The sequence below is a fragment of the Desulfoluna sp. HI9BLuna genome (assembly GCF_056829775.1).
On record NZ_CP186555.1, the window covers coordinates 2631258 to 2646927 of the forward strand.

Below are 15670 nucleotides of genomic sequence, written 5' to 3' on the forward strand. Positions count from 1 at the left end.
ATGCTATGAAGAAAACAAACTTTTTTATTGCACAAGGGGTCTTGACCAGCAAAGGTTCCCCCCTTCATCCAAACGCAACCAGACCCCGTGCGATCCCCTTTTCGTTCATTCCGAAAAGATGCGACGCCACGGTGACGATATCGCAACCTGTGAGGAGGCAATATGGCGGTCCAGTGGTACCCCGGCCATATGAAAAAAGCGAGCGATGAAATTCGCAGCGCATTGAAAAAAGTGGACGTGGTCATCGAAATCATCGACGCCCGCATTCCCGTATCCAGTTCCAACCCCATGCTCAAAGAGCTCAGGGGCTCCAAACCCTGCGTCAAAGTCCTTAATAAAAAGGACCTCGCCGACCCGGCAGTCACCGCCCGCTGGATCCAGACCATGGAAAAAGAGGCGAACACCCGGGCCGTGGCCATCGAGGCTCTCAAGAAAAAAGAGGTGGACAAGGTAAAGAACCTTGCCGCCTCCCTGGCGCCACCCGACATGAAACGCGGGGTCCGGGCCCTGGTGGTGGGCATCCCCAACGTGGGGAAATCCACCTTCATCAACACCCTGGCAGGCCGTAAGGTGGCCAAGACCGGCGACGAACCCGCCGTAACCCGCCACCAGCAGCATGTCCGCATCGACGGCGGCCGGGACGGCTTTGATATCGCCGACACCCCCGGGGTGCTCTGGCCCAACCTCGCAGACCATCGGGGCGGCATCCGGCTGGGCGCAACCGGCGCCGTGCGGGACACGGCCCTGGACTACCTGGAGGTTGCCCCCCAGGCCGTGGTGGACCTTCTCACCCATTATCGGGAGCTGCTGGTGGGGCGATACAAGCTCAAAACCGTTCCCGAAGAGGGGCTGGATCTCCTGGCTGAAATCGGCAAAAAACGGGGCTGCCTTCGCAAGGGCGGGGTGGTGGACCTGCACAAGGCCGCTGAGATCGTCTGCAAAGAGATCAAAGCCGGTGACCTGGGCCGCATTTCCCTGGACTGGCCCGAAGATTATCAAAATGAAGAAAATGAAGACGATGAGTAAAGCGCCCTGCCCGAGCAAGTAAATCTTCAATCCACACGGGATTGCATGGCAGATAACCGGAAAAAATCGTCATGCGATCCTGACCCTTATGCCGATAACCGATTGACAAACCGGAGACAACTCATTTAGATATACTGAAGCGGAAAAAGGAATAAGAGGTGTATTCAAGGCCCGCACCCGGACCTTGACGGGGTGGTCAAATCCAGTGAGCTTTTTGCCAGTGTTTTTTTGATTCATACGCCTGAAGACAAGGCGTCCCGCATCGATAATCGGTTTGGTAATGTCTATCCGAGCCCGGACAAATCATTTCTTCTTATCCACAGATAGAGATGCATAACTCAGGACCTATGGAAAAGCGATCCAAAGCAAAAAGAGAGATGTCCCTGTCTGAAGCGACCTCCCGCCTGATCTCCCATATCCTCAAAATGGGCCAGGCAGAAATCATGGATCTTCTGGAGCTTGTCGAAAAGAAACACTTCGAGAAGAAACGGAAGTCCCCGCGATTCGAGTACTACGGCGAGGCGGTCTATGTGGTAAAGGGTAGGGCATACACAGGATTTATCAAAAACATCAGCACCGAAGGGGTCTTCATCGACACCCCGGATGTGGCCGAATCCGGCGAGAAGATCATCCTCTCCTTTGAACTTCCCGAAGGGGAACACATCCGCGTCTCCGGCACCGTGGTCCGGGGCGAAGGCAACGGTTTTGCCGTCTCCTTTGACCGCACCATCGACGGCAACCTCTCCCACCTCAAGCGCCCCTTGGCAGACCCGGACGGGGCTGGCCCGTTAAAACGGAAAAACTAGTTTCTTTTTTCACGACCCCAAGCGCAAAACACAAAAAGGCCCGCCTCATCGGCGGGCCTTTTTTATGTAAATCGCACCCAGGATGCCTGCAGGCAGGGCCTACAGCTCGTCCAGCTTAAACGCGTCGTGGAGAATACGCACGGCCAGCTCGGCGTAGCGTTCGTCGATGACGCAGGAGATGCGGATCTCGCTGGTGGTGATCAGGCGGATGTTGATGTTCTCGTCGGCCAGGGCCTGGAACATGCGGGACGCCACGCCGGAGTGGTTCTTCATGCCCACGCCGATGACAGACACCTTGGCGATGTCGTCGGCCACGAGGACCTCTTTGCCCCCAAGCTCTTCGGCCACCCGACGGGTGATCTCGATGGCTTCCTGGTAGTCGGCCTTGGTGACCGTGAAGGTAAGGTCGGTCTCACCGCCGGAGCGGGTGTTCTGGATGATCATGTCCACCTGGATGCCGGAGGCGGCAAGGGGAGAGAAAATCTTGGCCGAGACACCGGGCTGGTCCGGAACCTTCTTGACGGTGATGCGCGCTTCGTTTTTATCTAAGGTAACACCGGAGACGACAAGCTGCTCCATGCCGGAATCTTCGTTGACAACCATGGTCCCTTCCTCCTCATTGAAAGATGATCTAACGTGGATCGGCACGTTGTATTTCTTGGCAAAGCCCACGGAGCGAATCTGAAGGACCTTGGCCCCCAGGCTTGCCATTTCGAGCATCTCGTCATAGGAGATCCTCTCAAGTTTTCTCGCTTTATCGCAGATCCTGGGATCGGTGGTGTAGATCCCGTCCACGTCCGTATAGATTTCGCAGGCGTCGGCTCCCACTGCCGCGGCAATGGCCACAGCCGAGGTGTCGGACCCGCCGCGCCCCAGGGTGGTGATGTTGCCGTCGCAGTCCATGCCCTGGAACCCCGCCACCACGACGATCTTCTTCTCATCCAGAAGACGTTTGATGCGGCTTGCGCCGATGCGCATGATCCGGGCCTTTCCCGCCCCGTTGTCCGTCTGGATCTCCGCCTGGAACCCGAGGAGTGACTCGGCCTTGTAGCCCATCTCCTGAAGGGTCATGGACATCAGGGAAACCGTTGTCTGCTCGCCGGTGGAGAGGAGTACGTCCATCTCCCGCTTGCAGGGCTTGCTCGAGGCCTGATGGGCCATCTCAATCAGTCTGTCGGTAACGCCGCTCATGGCCGAAAGCACCACCACCACGTCGTTCCCCTCGTCGTAAGCCCTGGCAACGCGCTTGGCCACATTGTGAATGCGCTCCAGATCCCCGACGGATGTGCCGCCATATTTTTGTACGATCAGTGCCATTGTTTCTCCATTGTAAAAGCCGTATATGTTTCAGGGTCTTGTATCAGACTTGCGCCTTCAAGTCCACATCCGGATGCACACACGCCATGGTGATCACGCGCTCGTCCGGGCCTTCTTCCCGAATCGTGACCACCAGATCCGTGCCGAGCTCGGTGTCATCGGAGCGCTCGGGCCACTCCACCACGATGACACCGCCCTCCTGGAGCATGTCCCGATACCCGATCTCCTCCAGTTCGTCCCCCCCGCCAAGGCGGTAGAGGTCGAGGTGAAACAGGGGCAGACGCCCCGGGTACTCGTTGACGATGGTGTAGGTGGGGCTCGTCACGTGATACGCCTCGTCCACCCCCAGGCCCCGAGCAAGTCCCCTTGCAAAACAGGTCTTTCCACTGCCCAGATCCCCGGCCAATGTGAGCACAAGGGGGCCGCTCACGGCACAGCCCATAAGGCGTCCCACCTCTTCGGTCTCTTCCGTGGATGCCGTGGTCAGGACCACGCGGCCCCGGGCGAGCAACTCGCCGATATACGATGAATGTTGGGTCATTGATTCTGCCATGCTGCGGCGCATCACCGGCCGCCGGGTCAAAGGGTTGAAAACAGCCTCCGGCGGCCCTGCCGGGGGCCAAACTTTTGAAAAGTTTGACAAACAGGTCTTACGAACGACGCGGACCGGCCGAAAGCTCTCGGTGAGCCGACTGTTTTAAACATTACGGACATACCGGAAAGTTTTTGCGGAGCTTTTTTCAAAAAGCGACCCGCCGGAGGCGCCATTTAGATGACCCGAGCTTCGGGGGCTCGGGATTCAAGGTTGCCGGCCATGGCGTCGGAGAGGACGCCGGGCAACAGATCAATGAGGCGCGAAGCGGCCATGCCGGTCTGAAGCCCCTGGTCCATGAGGCGGTTAGCGGCTTCGCCGTGGAGGTACACACCCATCTCCGAGGCCTCTGAGCAGGAAAACCCCTGGGCCAAAAGGGCGCCGATGAGGCCGGTGAGCACGTCCCCGGTGCCGCCGGTTGCCAGAAGGGCATTGCCAGTGGGATTGATGGCACAGCGGCCATCCGGGTGGGCCACCACAGTACCCGCCCCCTTGAGGACCACATGGAGCCCTGTCTGTTCGGCAAAGGCCCGGGCAGCCCCCAGGCGATCTTCCTGGATCTCACGGACCGATGCGCCGGTAAGCCGCGCCAGCTCCTTGGGATGCGGGGTAATCACGGCCTCGACATTGATCTCTCGCATCAGCTCGGGCTTTTCAGCCAAAAGGTTCAGGGCGTCGGCGTCCAGGACCATGGGAACCACGGAAAACTCAAGAAGAGCGGCAAGGGCGGCCAGTGCCCCCTTTGTGGTGGTCAGGCCGGGCCCAGCGGCCACAGCGTCCTTGCCCGAAAGAAACCCGGCCAAAGCCTCACCGCATCCCGGATGAAAGCTGCCGTCCTCCCCGTGGGGCAAAGGCAGACTCATGGCTTCCAGACAACGGGACTCAAAGGCGGTGTTGATGCACGCGGGAAGGGCCACGCTCACCAGCCCGGCACCACCGGAAACCGCGGCTCCGGCAGCCAGGATCACGGCCCCGCTTTTTCCCGAAGAGCCCCCCATCAGGGCAAGATGTCCCCGGGTGCCCTTGTGGGCGTGGGGGCTGAAAGGAGCCATCTGACCCATGACCTGCTGACTTGTAATCAGGCGGCAGTCTATGCCGGTCTGCTCCACGGCCCGGTTTGGAATGCCGATGTCCACAACGGTCAGCTCGCCGCAATGCTCCCGGCCCGGATAAAGAAAATGCCCCGCCTTGGGAAGGCAGAAGGTTGCCGTGGCCTGGGCCCTCACCGCACACCCCAAGACCCGCCCCGTGTCCGCACACACCCCGGAAGGAATGTCCACGGCCAGCACCGGGCCTTTGGCAGCGTTCACGGCCGAAACCACCTCCGCGTAAAGGCCGGTGACCTCCCGCTGAAGACCGGTCCCGAACAGAGCGTCCACCACCATGTCGCAGTGGGACAAGGCACGCGTCAAGGCCGTCAGGTCCACCTCTTCGACCACCTCCACCACCGCAACGCCCAGGGCCTCCAGTAGCGAAAGGTTCTCAAAGGCCTCCCCGGAGATACCGTCCGTGCCCCCCACCACACACACCGGGGCCTCCACCCCGCGCTCGGCCAGGTACCGGGCCACCACAAACCCATCGCCCCCGTTGTTCCCCCGGCCCGCCACCACAACCACACGCGAAAGAGCCCTGCCCCCGGCCAACCGGTCAAGGGCCGCCACACACCCGCGCCCCGCACTCTCCATGAGCACGCGCCCGGGAATGCCGATCTCGAGAATGGTCCGACGGTCAATCTCCTGCATCTGTTTTGAGGTGGTGACCTGCATGAGAAAAGCCTCCTTAGAAATAGCCTCCGGCGGCGAGGTGAGCCACCTCGAAAGCTGATTGCCCTTGCGCTTTGTCCCTCGTGCCTCGGGACAAAGCGCAAGGGCCTTCGGCTCGGGCTTCGCCCGACATAAACGCTGGTTGTTTATGCGGGCTGAGCCACAAGCTTTGGAGAAGCAGGATACGTTACCGCCGCTTGACCATTATCAATTAAACCACACAGCCTCCGGTAACCAAGGGCTTCCACGGGCGAAGCCCGTCAGCACATGTGAAGGGGCGCAGCCCCGGAGCATGTGCGACCCTGGGGTCAAGGGGCTTAGCCCCTTGCCGCAGGAGGCGTTTTTGCCGTTAGTTATGCAGCTCTTTCACGAGCTGAGCCATATCGCGGACGGCCTGGTCCAGGCCGATCATGGAGGCACGGGCGATGATGCTGTGGCCGATGCTGTACTCGTCGATCTCAGGGACCTCTTTAAAGGCTTTCACGGAATCGTAGTTGATGCCGTGGCCGGCGTTGACGCCCAGGCCCAGTTCGTGGCCGAGTTTGGCGGCGGCTTTGATGCGATCCATCTCTTCGCGTTTTTCAGCGTCGGTGACGGCGTCGCAGAAGGCCCCGGTGTGGATCTCGATGAAGTCGGCGCCGATCTCTTTGGCGCAGCGGATCTGGTCCAGGTCCGGATCGATGAAGATGCTCACGGGGATGTCGCCGTCCTGGAGCTCTTTGACGGCTTCTGCGATGTGGGCTTTCTGGGCCAGCAGGTCCAGGCCCCCTTCGGTGGTCACCTCTTCGCGCTTTTCAGGCACCAGGGTTACCAGCTCGGGCTTGATGTCCAGGGCGATGGCCAGCATCTCTTCGGTGGCGGCCATCTCCAGGATAAAGCGGGTCTGGATCACCTGGCGAAGCAGGCGGATGTCGCGGTCCTGCACGTGGCGGCGATCTTCTCTCAAGTGGGCGACAATGCCGTCGGCACCGGCCATTTCAGCGCGCGTGGCAGCGGCAACGGGGTCGGGGTAGGTGGCCCTGCGGGCCTGGCGAAGGGTGGCGATGTGATCGATATTGACTGCAAGTCCTGCCATGGATGGGTACTCCCAATTGGATCGGTTGGTTGTGATGGCTCCGCTTGCGTCGAACATGGAAAAGGCGAAGCGAAGGAGTTGTCGAGCATGGAAAAGCAGGGACCGCAGAGGGCGGTACCCGGCTGCTTTTTCCGGAGTGTAACACCGGGGTTACCCCGGATCAACCCCCGTTGATCACCTCCTGCGAGTTCTCCAAGAAGGATTGATGACAACAGGTTCCCTGCCTTGCCACGCCCCATAAAAAAAGGGCTCCGGATTGGAGCCCTTACATATCGTTGAGGAGTCTTGCGAATCAAAAATAGTCCAGCCCGGCCCCGGGTTCGATGAGGCCGAGGAGTTCCACGCTCTTTTCGGCCATGGCGGCCTCCTCTTCCTCCCCCAGCTCATGGTCGTACCCGGCCAGATGGAGGATGCCGTGGACCAGGAGCTGGCTGTAGCGCTGATCAAGGGTCACGCCCCGATCGTCCGCCTCACGGGCTGCGGTGTCGCAGGAGATGATGACATCCCCCAGAAGGGGGGAGACAAAGGAGGAGTCGCCGTCGTCCATGGCAAAGGAGAGGACATTGGTGGTGGCGTCTTTTCCCCGGTACTGGCCGTTGATCTCGCGCATCTCCTCATCATCCACAAAGGAGAGGGAGAGCTCCCGGTCACTTAATGCCAAGGCGTTTAAGATGACCTTCCCCTTCTCCAGGATCGCGCTCTGCGGGACCGGGTGCGTCTCCTGCCGATTGTCGATTTGAATCTCCATTTTTTGCCTTCTGTCCGTTGCCCGATTTTTCGGGGTATTTGATGCGGTGGTGGTTGATGCCGCTGAGCACCACGTTGAATCGCTTGGCCATGATATGGAGGTCTTTCAAGGTGATCTCACAATAGTCGAGCTGGCCCGAGGCGAAAATCTTGTTGATAAGGTTCTGCACCAGGCCCTGGATACGGGCCGGGGTGGGGTTGTCCAGGGAGCGGGTTGCCGCTTCCAGCACGTCGGCCATCATGACGATGGCGGCCTCCACGGTCTGGGGCTTGGGCCCGGGGTACCGGAAGTCGTCGGGGTTCACCGTCTCTTCGGAGTCCTCTTTCTGGGCTTTCGCCTTTTCATAGAAGAACTCGATGATGCTGGTGCCGTGGTGCTGCTGGATGGTGTCCATGATGGGCTTGCCCAGGCGGTACTGCTTGGCGATCTCAATACCGGCCTTGACGTGTCCCGTAAGGATCAGGGCGCTCATGGAGGGGGCCAGCTTGTCGTGGCGGTTCTTCCCGTCGCTCTGGTTTTCGATGAAGTACTGGGCCTTCTCGATCTTGCCGATGTCATGATAGTAGCCGCAAACCCTCGCCAAAAGGGGGTTTGCCCCGATCTCCGAAGCCACGGCATCGGCCAGGGTCCCCACGATGACGCTATGGTTGTAGGTGCCCGGGGCCTCGATCATGAGCCGCCTCAAGATGGGCTGGTCCAGGTTGGCCAGCTCCAGGAGCTTGATGTCCGTGGTGTAGTCGAAGAGCATCTCCAGAAGGGGCGCAATGCCTGCGGTGACGATGCCCGAGGCGATCCCGCCAGTAAAGGCGAACAGGGCGCTCCACAGGTAGATCTCCAGGGAGATGTCGCTGGTGTAGGTCACCACCCCGGTGGCCAGGACCACGTTGAGGAGCCCCAGCTTGGCACCGGCCTTGATGAACACCTTGCGTTCCCGGCAGTTTTTCAGCCAGAAGGCGGCCATGGCCGAGCTCAGGAAGATGTAGATAAACATGGGAAACTGGTTGGCAAACACCAGGGTCACCAGGGCGGCAAAGACAATGGAGAAGAAGAGGGCCGCCTCCATGCCCATGAAAAGGCAGACCGCCATGGCCCCGGCAGCCACGGGCATGCCGAAATAGACCGAGATCTCATGGATATCGAACTCCACCGACGCCCCGATGACACCGGGAACGGACAGGGAGATCTTGGCCACCAGCAGAAAGGTGACAAGCACCGTGGCCAGAAAGAACATGTTCTTGTTGCGGTCTTCGATGCCCTCGTTTTTCGGCCGGTAGTGGACCAGAAAGGCGATCATGAGGAAAAAAGCCGTCACCATGGCCGCGCCGATGCTTCTGGAGAACAGGTGGCGGTTCCGGGTCTGATGCTGGAGTTCCTGGAGTTTTGCCAATTGAAGCTCGGTGACCCGCTCCCCTTCACGCAGGATCATCTCCCCCACCTTGACCTTGAAAAGGACCGGCTTCACCTCTTCGGCGGCACGCCTGGCACGGCTTTCGGTCTCGCTGCCGTTCAAGGTGATGTTGGGCTGCAGCATGCGCTGGGTGAAATCCACGATGAGGTTCAGGGCCGTGTAGTCCACATCCGCGGCCTCTTTTTTGAACAGAGGATCGGCCACGATGCGCACCATGGTCTGGGCCTGCTCCAGGCCGTAGTAGGCCTTGAGGTTCTTGGCCACGGACTCTTCCTTGCCGTCCACGGTGCGCAGGGTAATGCCCCTGTCCACCTGGCGAAGCAGGAGTTCCTTGTTGGCCACCACCCCGTTGGTCATGATCTCGGTGTAGATGCGGCAGATGAGGTCCTCAATGGTCTTGGAAAAGAGGTGGGTCTCAAGGACCTGGAAAGCGCCCCGGCTCACCTCAATGCCCATCTTGTCCTCAAACTCCTGCTTTCTCAGCCACACCTCGTCCAGGGGCGTGGCCGCAGCCGTGGACTCTTTGCCGGGCTCCACCGTGGGCTGGGGAGGCGGGGGAACCGGCGGCTGGGTCAGGATGGTCCGAAACTCGGAAAAGGCGCTCCGGACATTGGCCACCTGGCGGCCCACCACCTCCGTGTTGTTGTCGTACACGGGCAGGACCGAGCGGATGGCCAGCTTCCGGCTCGCCTCGGTGGCGGCGTCGTCCTGGATCAGAAAGTCACGGGGGGCCTTGATGTTCTTTTCTGCGATGTCTCCCACGCTGTAGGAGAACTTGGTCACGGAGAGGTTGGGATAGATGATCAGGGTAAAAAACAGGGTGATCAGCCCCAGCAGGATCCAGAGCACATGGCCGCTGGTCACAAAATATGCACGGACCGACTCCCGAAAGGGAAGTCGCTTCTCAGGTCGAAGATTCATCTTGTATCGTACGCCTCTTAAAGTGCCTGTTCCGCGCGTCGACGCTTGGAAAGGTCGTTCTTCTCGTAGGCCGAGATAATCTTCATCACCAGCTTGTGGCGCACCACGTCGTCCTTGGTGAATTCCACAAACGAGATCCCGCGGATTCCCTTAAGGATACCGCGGGCCTCTTTCAATCCAGGCACCTTTCCGTTGGGAAGGTCCACCTGGGTCACGTCACCGGTGATGACCGCTTTGGAGTTGAACCCGATGCGGGTCAAAAACATCTTCATCTGCTCGGAGGTGGTGTTCTGGGCCTCATCCAGAATGATAAAGGCGTTGTTCAGGGTCCGCCCCCGCATAAAGGCCAGGGGGGCCACTTCAATGGCTCCCTGCTCCATGAGTTCCGTCACCTTTTCGTAACGCAGCATGTCGTGCAGGGCATCGTACAGGGGGCGAAGGTAGGGGTCCACCTTCTCGGCCAGGTCACCGGGCAGAAACCCCAAAGACTCCCCGGCCTCCACGGCCGGACGCGTGAGGATAATGCGGTTCACCTGGCCACTGGTCAGGGCGGCGACGGCCATGGCCATGGCCAGATAGGTCTTTCCTGTCCCTGCCGGGCCGATGCCGAAGACAATGTCGTGCTCCCTGATGGCATCGATGTACGCTTTCTGATGGGGGCTCTTGGGTGTGATGGGGCGTTTCGTGGCGGTGGTGAACACCGTGTCCATGAAGATGGACTTCAGGTTCACCTCGGGGTCACCGCTCACCGCCTTAATGGCGTGATCGATGTCGCTGGGGTAGAGGGGCAGCCCCTCTTTGACGAGGGAATAAAGCTGGTTCAGCAGGGTGACGGCCAGCTTGCGGGCCACGGCATCCCCCTGAAGGGTCACCTTGTTGCCCCGGGCATGGATGGTGATGGCCAGGGCGTCTGCGATCTTGGTGAGGTGACGGTTCTTCTCACCGAACAGCTGTATGACGTGCGCGTTGTTTGAAAACGACAACTCGCTGGTGCTGTTCTCCAAATTTTCTTCCATGTATGAGCCTTCGCGATGCCCTGCCCTGTCACAACATGAAACAAAGCCGGGCGTTCCCTTATATGTTGCCTGACCCGATTTCAGCAGGGAAAATCAAAAACGGTGGTAACGTCAGAAAACCGGAACGGTACAGCCGCCCGGTGCCCCTCAGGGTCACCATTTCGGGGGTATCTGCCTGAGAGTGAAAGTCATTTTGACATGTATGCATTCTTAGCACACATGATTTGCCGAATGCAAACTGAAACGTAACCCCCTTTAACCCAAGGAAAAATGCCTTGACTCCCCGCCGCAGCTTCTGCTAAGCAAGCAGATTGATCGGTGCGAAGGCCGCACCGTGCCGTGGCATTCGACGCTTTCACCTTACCGTTTTACCAGGCGCATCTCACCATGGAGGCCCGCTGATGAACCCACTGGATATCACCTTTTGCATCGTAATCGCCTTCTGCCTGATCCGGGGCGCCTTTCGGGGAATCGTCAAGGAAGCTTCCGCTATCATCGGGGTCTTCGGCGGCTTTTTCGCCGCCTACAACTACTACCCCCTGCTGGCCGACCAGCTCAGCCGGTTCATCGACTCTGCGGCCTGGCTCAACATCATCAGCTTTCTTGTCATCTTCGGCGCCGTCTTTGCCGCTGTCTCCGCCCTGGGCATCCTCGTCAAGTACCTCCTCAAGGTGGTGTTCCTGGGCTGGGTGGACCGTCTCTGCGGGGCAGGCTTCGGCCTGGTCAAGGGCGTCTTGATCTCCGCCGTAGTCCTCATGGTCTTTGCCACCTTCCTCGACAAGGGCGCCCCCCTGATCCGACAGTCCAAAACAGCGCCCTACATCACCATCGTCTCGGAGGCCCTCTCCGGCTTTGCGTCCAAGGACCTTCGCCAGGAGTTCACCTCCAAAATCGAAGATGCAAGAAAGATTTGGGAAAAGCGGTTATAGCGCCACCGGCCGACCCGTCCCCACCCCCGAAAAAATCAGCCCTGCCCTGTGCAGGGCCTTTTTTATTAAAAGGTCACCCTTGTGAACGACACACGAAAACTCATCCAACGCCTCAGGGCCGACAACGGCTGCCCCTGGGATCGTAAACAGACCCCCGTTTCCATGGTCCGGTACCTCATTGAAGAGAGCTACGAGCTTCAGGAAGCGATCCACGGCGGGGACATCGGTGAAATGGCCGATGAGCTTGGAGACACCTGGTTTCAGATGGTCTTTCTCATCCACCTGCTGGAAGAGGCCCACGGGCTCTCGTTTCCCGAAGTGGTCAAGGCCAACCAGCGCAAAATGATCCGGCGCCACCCCCACGTCTTCGGGGAAGAGAGTGCCGACACCGTGGATGAGGTGAAGACCCACTGGGCCAGGGTCAAGGAGGAGGAGAAGGCCGAGGCCCCCGCCTCCCTCCTGGACACGGTCACCTCGGGCACCCCGCCCCTCATGAGGGCCCGGGACGTCTCCAAGGTCACGGCCGAGGCCGGGTTTGACTGGGACGACATGGACGGGGTCATGGACAAGGTGGACGAGGAGTGGACCGAGTTCAACGAGGCCCTGGCCTCGGGGGACAAAAAGGCCGCCTCCTTAGAGTTCGGCGACCTGCTCTTCACCCTGATCAACGTGGCCCGCTTTGCCGGTATCGACGCCGACGCAGCTCTGGCCTCCTCGGTGGCCAAGTTTGAAAAACGCTACCGCCTCATGGAGCAACTCCTGGCCAAAGAGGGACAGCGACCGGACCGAAGCAGCTCCTCTTCTGTGGACGCCATGTGGGAGCGCGCCAAAGAGATCAACGATGGGGCAGACGATGCCCCCAACACGTAACTGGAGATGTGACACACCATGATAGCCATCATCGACTACGAAGCCGGCAACCTCACCAGCGTCGAGCGGGCCGTTCGGTCCCTGGGGCGCGACTGTGTGGTGACCGGTGACGCCCGGACCATCCGAGAGGCCGAACGGGTCATCTTCCCCGGCGTGGGCCAGGCGGGCAGCGCCATGGCAAGCCTGAAGCGCACCGGCCTGGACACCGTCATCCACGAGGTCTACGCATCGGGCCGCCCTTTTATGGGCATCTGCCTCGGCACCCAGATCATCCTCTCCCACAGCCGTGAGCACGACACCCCCTGCCTCGGCCTCCTCGGCGGGGAGGTGGAAGCCTTCCCCGCAAAGATGAACGACACCGACGGCTCCCGGCTGAAGATCCCCCACATGGGCTGGAACCGCATCCGCCCCGTGGCGGACCACCCCATCCTGGAGGGGATCACCGAGGAGGACGAGTTCTACTTTGTCCACAGCTACTACCCAGAGCCCGCGGACCGGACCCATGCCCTGGCCGAGTGCACCTACGGGGTTACCTTTCCCGTGATGCTGGGCCACAAGAACCTGGTCTCATCCCAGTTTCACCCGGAAAAAAGCGGCAAGGCCGGCCTTAAAATCTTAGACAACTTCTGCAGGTGGCAACCATGTTAAGCAGGCGCATCATCCCATGCCTGGACGTGCGCGAAGGGCGCACCACCAAAGGCATCAAATTCAAGAACAACGTGGACATCGGGGACCCGGTGGAGATGGCCAAGCTCTACTACGAGCAGGGCGCCGACGAAATCGTCTTCTACGACATCACCGCCTCCCATGAAAAACGCAACATCATGATCGACGTGGTCCGCCGCGTGGCCGAGACCATCTTCATCCCCTTTTCCGTGGGTGGGGGCATCCGCACGGTGGAAGACATGCGTGCCGTGCTCCTTGCAGGTGCGGAAAAGGTGAGCGTCAACTCCGCAGCCGTCAAAAACCCTGAGATTATCCGCCAGGGTGCCGAGGCCTTCGGCAACCAGTGCGTGGTCCTGGGCATGGACGTCAAGCAGGTGGAAGTAAGCGAAGCCATCCCCTCGGGCTACGAGATCGTCATCAACGGCGGCAGAAAGCACATGGGCATGGACGCGGTGCAGTGGGCTCTCAAGGCCCAGGAGCTGGGAGCCGGCGAGATCTGCCTCAACTCCATCGACGCCGACGGCATGAAGACCGGCTACGAGGTAAACCTCACCCGCCTCATCTCCGAAACCGTGGACATCCCCGTCATCGCCTCGGGGGGCGCCGGAGAGCCCGAACACCTCCGGGAGGTGCTGACCGACGGCAAGGCAGACGCCGCCCTCATCGCCTCCATGGTCCACTACGGCGACTACACGGTCCCGGGCATCAAGGATTACCTCCATGACGCCGGGGTCAAGGTCAGGCACCGCTGGTAACAACCGGCTCGCCACAGTCTCCCCATAAAAAACAAAAAGGCCGAAAACGATCTTTTTCAAATCGTTTTCGGCCTTTTTTTGTACGTGTCGCTGCGGACACCCGCGCCTTGTGTAAAATCTCAGCGGCCTTCATCATCAAGGCCTGGAATGAACGCCCTTAAAGGGATCAGACATAATCACCGCGCCTGAACTTCACGGCTTCGATACCGGCCAGGGCCGCGCTCTGCTCGGCCAGCTCCCGCACCTTGGGGTCGGGCTCATCGCTTAAGGAAGCGGCAAGCTCCGTGGCCAGGGACCCCATCTCCCCCACCAGGGACGCCACCTCTTTCAGGGGCACATCCGGGGACTCCATCTTCTGGGAATAGTCTTCCAGAAGATTCAACAGGGCGGCGGTGCGCTCGGCCGTGGGTGACGGGCCTGCTGCGGGGATAACAGGGGGCATCACCGCACGGATCTCGCCCAGGGGAGCGGCGGCGGAAGCAGCTCCCGGGGCCTTGGTTGCAGTCCCCTCGGAGGGGCCGGCCTGTTCCCGGGACGCCTGGTTCAACACCTGATCAAAGGAGGCGGCCCCTTCCCGGGACGTGGCGGCGCCTGCTGCGGGTTTCGCGGTTCCCGCGGGCCCCATGGGGTTGATGGAATTGAGTTTCATGGTGGACTCCTGTGGTGGGATCGGTTGACCGGGGCCTCACCCCCGTGCGCGCGTTTTCGGCCCCTCTTTCTCGGTTCCGGTTAAACACGCCCGCCACGCGATCCGACGGATTATCTGTACGCCTTGCCCCACGGTACGAAGCAAAGCCTGCCACCCTCAAATCTATTCAAAAGGTGTGCCACAGATGGAGTTTTCTGGCTGTTTTTCGTCAAAGCCCGCCATTGACGGGGCTTGTGCCGCCCTTTGGATAAAAAAAGGCACCGGTGTAGGGGAAAATTTTTCCCACCGGTGCCATCGGGCTGTCTGTAATAAAGAGTCGGCCGGGGTCACGGTACCCCGGTGTCCGGTCAGACGTACTCGTTGATGGCCGAGGCGATGATCTTGTCGGCCACCTTGTCTGCGGGCACGGCGTAGCGCCCCTCCTTCACCTCGTTCCTGAGCTCCTCCACCTTTTCGGTGCGGATGTCCGGGGTGTTCATCATGGCGTCACGGGCGATCTGCATGTCACGGGAATCCCTGGAGAGGGTGACCCTGTCCTGCGCAGCACGCTCTGGACCCTTACCGGCCTGCGTCCCCTGCTTTGCAGGGTTGGCTTCCGACACCTCTCGCATGTAGAGCTGCCTGCCGTAATTGGCATTTGATTCAGAGATTTTCATGTCTCTCCTCCGGGTCGGGGTTTCCGTCCTCGCGTCTGTAATGGTCCATCAGGGAGCGGATCCTCTGTCCCTGGGGACCGTTGTTGCCGACGGTGAGTGTGCTGGTTGTCTTTTCATCGTTTTCACCGATGTAATTGTACACAAACCGCCCGTTTTTCTTGCGTTCGAGCTCGGACTCCCCGCCCTTCTCTTTCCAGACCTGGGCGGCCGCCTCCACGTCCTTGTCACCGGATGCGCCGGTGGTGGTCAGGCGATTGATGATGTCAGAAGCCACTTTGTCGATAACGGCCTTCCGCTTCCCTTCCGCCGATAAGGTAATCTTATCATGGGTCGGTGCATTGTCAAGACCGAGATCTTTCTGACGATTCAATGCCTTATTCTGGCTCACCTGCTTGCTGTAAGTCTTTAAAACATTGTTTATCTGGTATGACGGTACATGCATGACATCTTTCTCCTTAGTCTTGGCATCGGCA

16 protein-coding genes are annotated in these 15670 nt (G+C 59.9%); 6 read left to right on the top strand and 10 right to left on the bottom strand.

The genetic code is table 11. The features are described from left to right. The first annotated feature begins 162 nt into the window (after positions 1–162). Together ylqF and ACOYW0_RS10685 are read left to right on the top strand one after the other, a co-directional pair. On the top strand, positions 163–1026 hold the full coding sequence (ylqF, locus tag ACOYW0_RS10680) for a ribosome biogenesis GTPase YlqF (RefSeq protein ID WP_482418433.1): 864 nt from the start codon (positions 163–165) through the stop codon (positions 1024–1026). A gap of 347 nt (positions 1027–1373) precedes the next feature. Continuing rightward, complete coding sequence (locus ACOYW0_RS10685; protein WP_482418434.1) at positions 1374–1832, top strand: PilZ domain-containing protein; 459 nt, start codon at positions 1374–1376, stop codon at positions 1830–1832. Positions 1833–1931: 99 nt separating this feature from the next. On the opposite strand, the gene ACOYW0_RS10690 is transcribed toward ACOYW0_RS10685, so the two are convergent. The 7 genes from ACOYW0_RS10690 to ACOYW0_RS10720 form a co-directional block, all read right to left on the bottom strand. After that, positions 1932–3149 carry an aspartate kinase gene (locus ACOYW0_RS10690; protein ID WP_482418435.1) on the bottom strand — a complete coding sequence of 406 codons (1218 nt, stop codon included), beginning with the start codon at positions 3147–3149 and terminating at the stop codon, positions 1932–1934. 43 nt (positions 3150–3192) lie between these two features. Further along, a complete protein-coding gene (gene tsaE, locus ACOYW0_RS10695) occupies positions 3193–3690 on the bottom strand; it encodes a tRNA (adenosine(37)-N6)-threonylcarbamoyltransferase complex ATPase subunit type 1 TsaE (protein WP_482418436.1) in 498 nt (165 codons plus the stop codon). 227 nt (positions 3691–3917) lie between these two features. Next, positions 3918–5507 (bottom strand): NAD(P)H-hydrate dehydratase, encoded by a 1590-nt coding sequence (locus ACOYW0_RS10700; protein WP_482418437.1) that lies wholly within the window; start codon positions 5505–5507, stop codon positions 3918–3920. 346 nt (positions 5508–5853) lie between these two features. Next, positions 5854–6579: a pyridoxine 5'-phosphate synthase gene (locus tag ACOYW0_RS10705; protein ID WP_482418438.1), complete on the bottom strand. Its 726-nt coding sequence runs from the start codon at positions 6577–6579 to the stop codon at positions 5854–5856. A 292-nt stretch (positions 6580–6871) separates the two neighbouring features. Next, a complete protein-coding gene (gene ybeY / locus ACOYW0_RS10710; RefSeq protein WP_482418439.1) occupies positions 6872–7240 on the bottom strand; it encodes an rRNA maturation RNase YbeY in 369 nt (122 codons plus the stop codon). Next, on the bottom strand, positions 7227–9656 hold the full coding sequence (locus tag ACOYW0_RS10715) for an HD family phosphohydrolase (protein WP_482418440.1): 2430 nt from the start codon (positions 9654–9656) through the stop codon (positions 7227–7229). The genes ybeY and ACOYW0_RS10715 overlap by 14 nt, the downstream gene beginning before the upstream one ends. Before the next feature lie 17 nt (positions 9657–9673). Beyond that, positions 9674–10672 carry a PhoH family protein gene (locus ACOYW0_RS10720; RefSeq protein ID WP_482418441.1) on the bottom strand — a complete coding sequence of 333 codons (999 nt, stop codon included), beginning with the start codon at positions 10670–10672 and terminating at the stop codon, positions 9674–9676. Positions 10673–11073: 401 nt separating this feature from the next. Here ACOYW0_RS10720 and ACOYW0_RS10725 point away from each other — a divergent pair, with 401 nt between their 5' ends. The 4 genes from ACOYW0_RS10725 to hisF all read left to right on the top strand — a co-directional run bounded on the left by ACOYW0_RS10725 (position 11074) and on the right by hisF (position 13892). Continuing rightward, entirely contained in the window at positions 11074–11601 is a 528-nt protein-coding gene (locus tag ACOYW0_RS10725; protein ID WP_482418442.1) for a CvpA family protein, read from the top strand. An 81-nt stretch (positions 11602–11682) separates the two neighbouring features. Next, positions 11683–12471, top strand: a complete 789-nt coding sequence (gene mazG, locus ACOYW0_RS10730) for a nucleoside triphosphate pyrophosphohydrolase (RefSeq protein WP_482418443.1) — start codon at positions 11683–11685, stop codon at positions 12469–12471. An 18-nt stretch (positions 12472–12489) separates the two neighbouring features. Beyond that, complete coding sequence (gene hisH, locus ACOYW0_RS10735; protein WP_482418444.1) at positions 12490–13119, top strand: imidazole glycerol phosphate synthase subunit HisH; 630 nt, start codon at positions 12490–12492, stop codon at positions 13117–13119. Beyond that, entirely contained in the window at positions 13113–13892 is a 780-nt protein-coding gene (gene hisF, locus ACOYW0_RS10740) for an imidazole glycerol phosphate synthase subunit HisF (RefSeq protein ID WP_482418445.1), read from the top strand. Before hisH ends, hisF begins: the two co-directional genes overlap by 7 nt. 166 nt (positions 13893–14058) lie before the next feature. Here the strand turns inward: hisF and ACOYW0_RS10745 are convergent, their stop codons facing one another. The 3 genes from ACOYW0_RS10745 to ACOYW0_RS10755 form a co-directional block, all read right to left on the bottom strand. After that, complete coding sequence (locus tag ACOYW0_RS10745) at positions 14059–14541, bottom strand: hypothetical protein (protein ID WP_482418446.1); 483 nt, start codon at positions 14539–14541, stop codon at positions 14059–14061. Positions 14542–14888: 347 nt separating this feature from the next. Continuing rightward, positions 14889–15197, bottom strand: coding sequence for a flagellar biosynthesis anti-sigma factor FlgM (flgM, locus tag ACOYW0_RS10750; protein ID WP_180137936.1), 309 nt, complete (start codon positions 15195–15197; stop codon positions 14889–14891). Continuing rightward, complete coding sequence (locus ACOYW0_RS10755; protein ID WP_180137938.1) at positions 15184–15639, bottom strand: DVU0524 family FlgM-associated protein; 456 nt, start codon at positions 15637–15639, stop codon at positions 15184–15186. The genes flgM and ACOYW0_RS10755 overlap by 14 nt, the downstream gene beginning before the upstream one ends. Positions 15640–15670: the final 31 nt, after the last annotated feature.

What these genes read in the sequence shown, in the direction of transcription:
- ylqF (WP_482418433.1), top strand. Translation starts at nt 163, where the DNA reads ATGGCGGTCCAGTGGTACCCCGGCCATATGAAAAAAGCGAGCGATGAA.
- ACOYW0_RS10685 (WP_482418434.1), top strand. Translation starts at nt 1,374, where the DNA reads ATGGAAAAGCGATCCAAAGCAAAAAGAGAGATGTCCCTGTCTGAAGCG.
- ACOYW0_RS10690 (WP_482418435.1), bottom strand. Translation starts at nt 3,149, where the DNA reads ATGGCACTGATCGTACAAAAATATGGCGGCACATCCGTCGGGGATCTG.
- tsaE (WP_482418436.1), bottom strand. Translation starts at nt 3,690, where the DNA reads ATGACCCAACATTCATCGTATATCGGCGAGTTGCTCGCCCGGGGCCGC.
- ACOYW0_RS10700 (WP_482418437.1), bottom strand. Translation starts at nt 5,507, where the DNA reads ATGCAGGTCACCACCTCAAAACAGATGCAGGAGATTGACCGTCGGACC.
- ACOYW0_RS10705 (WP_482418438.1), bottom strand. Translation starts at nt 6,579, where the DNA reads ATGGCAGGACTTGCAGTCAATATCGATCACATCGCCACCCTTCGCCAG.
- ACOYW0_RS10715 (WP_482418440.1), bottom strand. Translation starts at nt 9,656, where the DNA reads ATGAATCTTCGACCTGAGAAGCGACTTCCCTTTCGGGAGTCGGTCCGT.
- ACOYW0_RS10720 (WP_482418441.1), bottom strand. Translation starts at nt 10,672, where the DNA reads ATGGAAGAAAATTTGGAGAACAGCACCAGCGAGTTGTCGTTTTCAAAC.
- ACOYW0_RS10725 (WP_482418442.1), top strand. Translation starts at nt 11,074, where the DNA reads ATGAACCCACTGGATATCACCTTTTGCATCGTAATCGCCTTCTGCCTG.
- hisH (WP_482418444.1), top strand. Translation starts at nt 12,490, where the DNA reads ATGATAGCCATCATCGACTACGAAGCCGGCAACCTCACCAGCGTCGAG.
- hisF (WP_482418445.1), top strand. Translation starts at nt 13,113, where the DNA reads ATGTTAAGCAGGCGCATCATCCCATGCCTGGACGTGCGCGAAGGGCGC.
- ACOYW0_RS10745 (WP_482418446.1), bottom strand. Translation starts at nt 14,541, where the DNA reads ATGAAACTCAATTCCATCAACCCCATGGGGCCCGCGGGAACCGCGAAA.
- flgM (WP_180137936.1), bottom strand. Translation starts at nt 15,197, where the DNA reads ATGAAAATCTCTGAATCAAATGCCAATTACGGCAGGCAGCTCTACATG.
- ACOYW0_RS10755 (WP_180137938.1), bottom strand. Translation starts at nt 15,639, where the DNA reads ATGCATGTACCGTCATACCAGATAAACAATGTTTTAAAGACTTACAGC.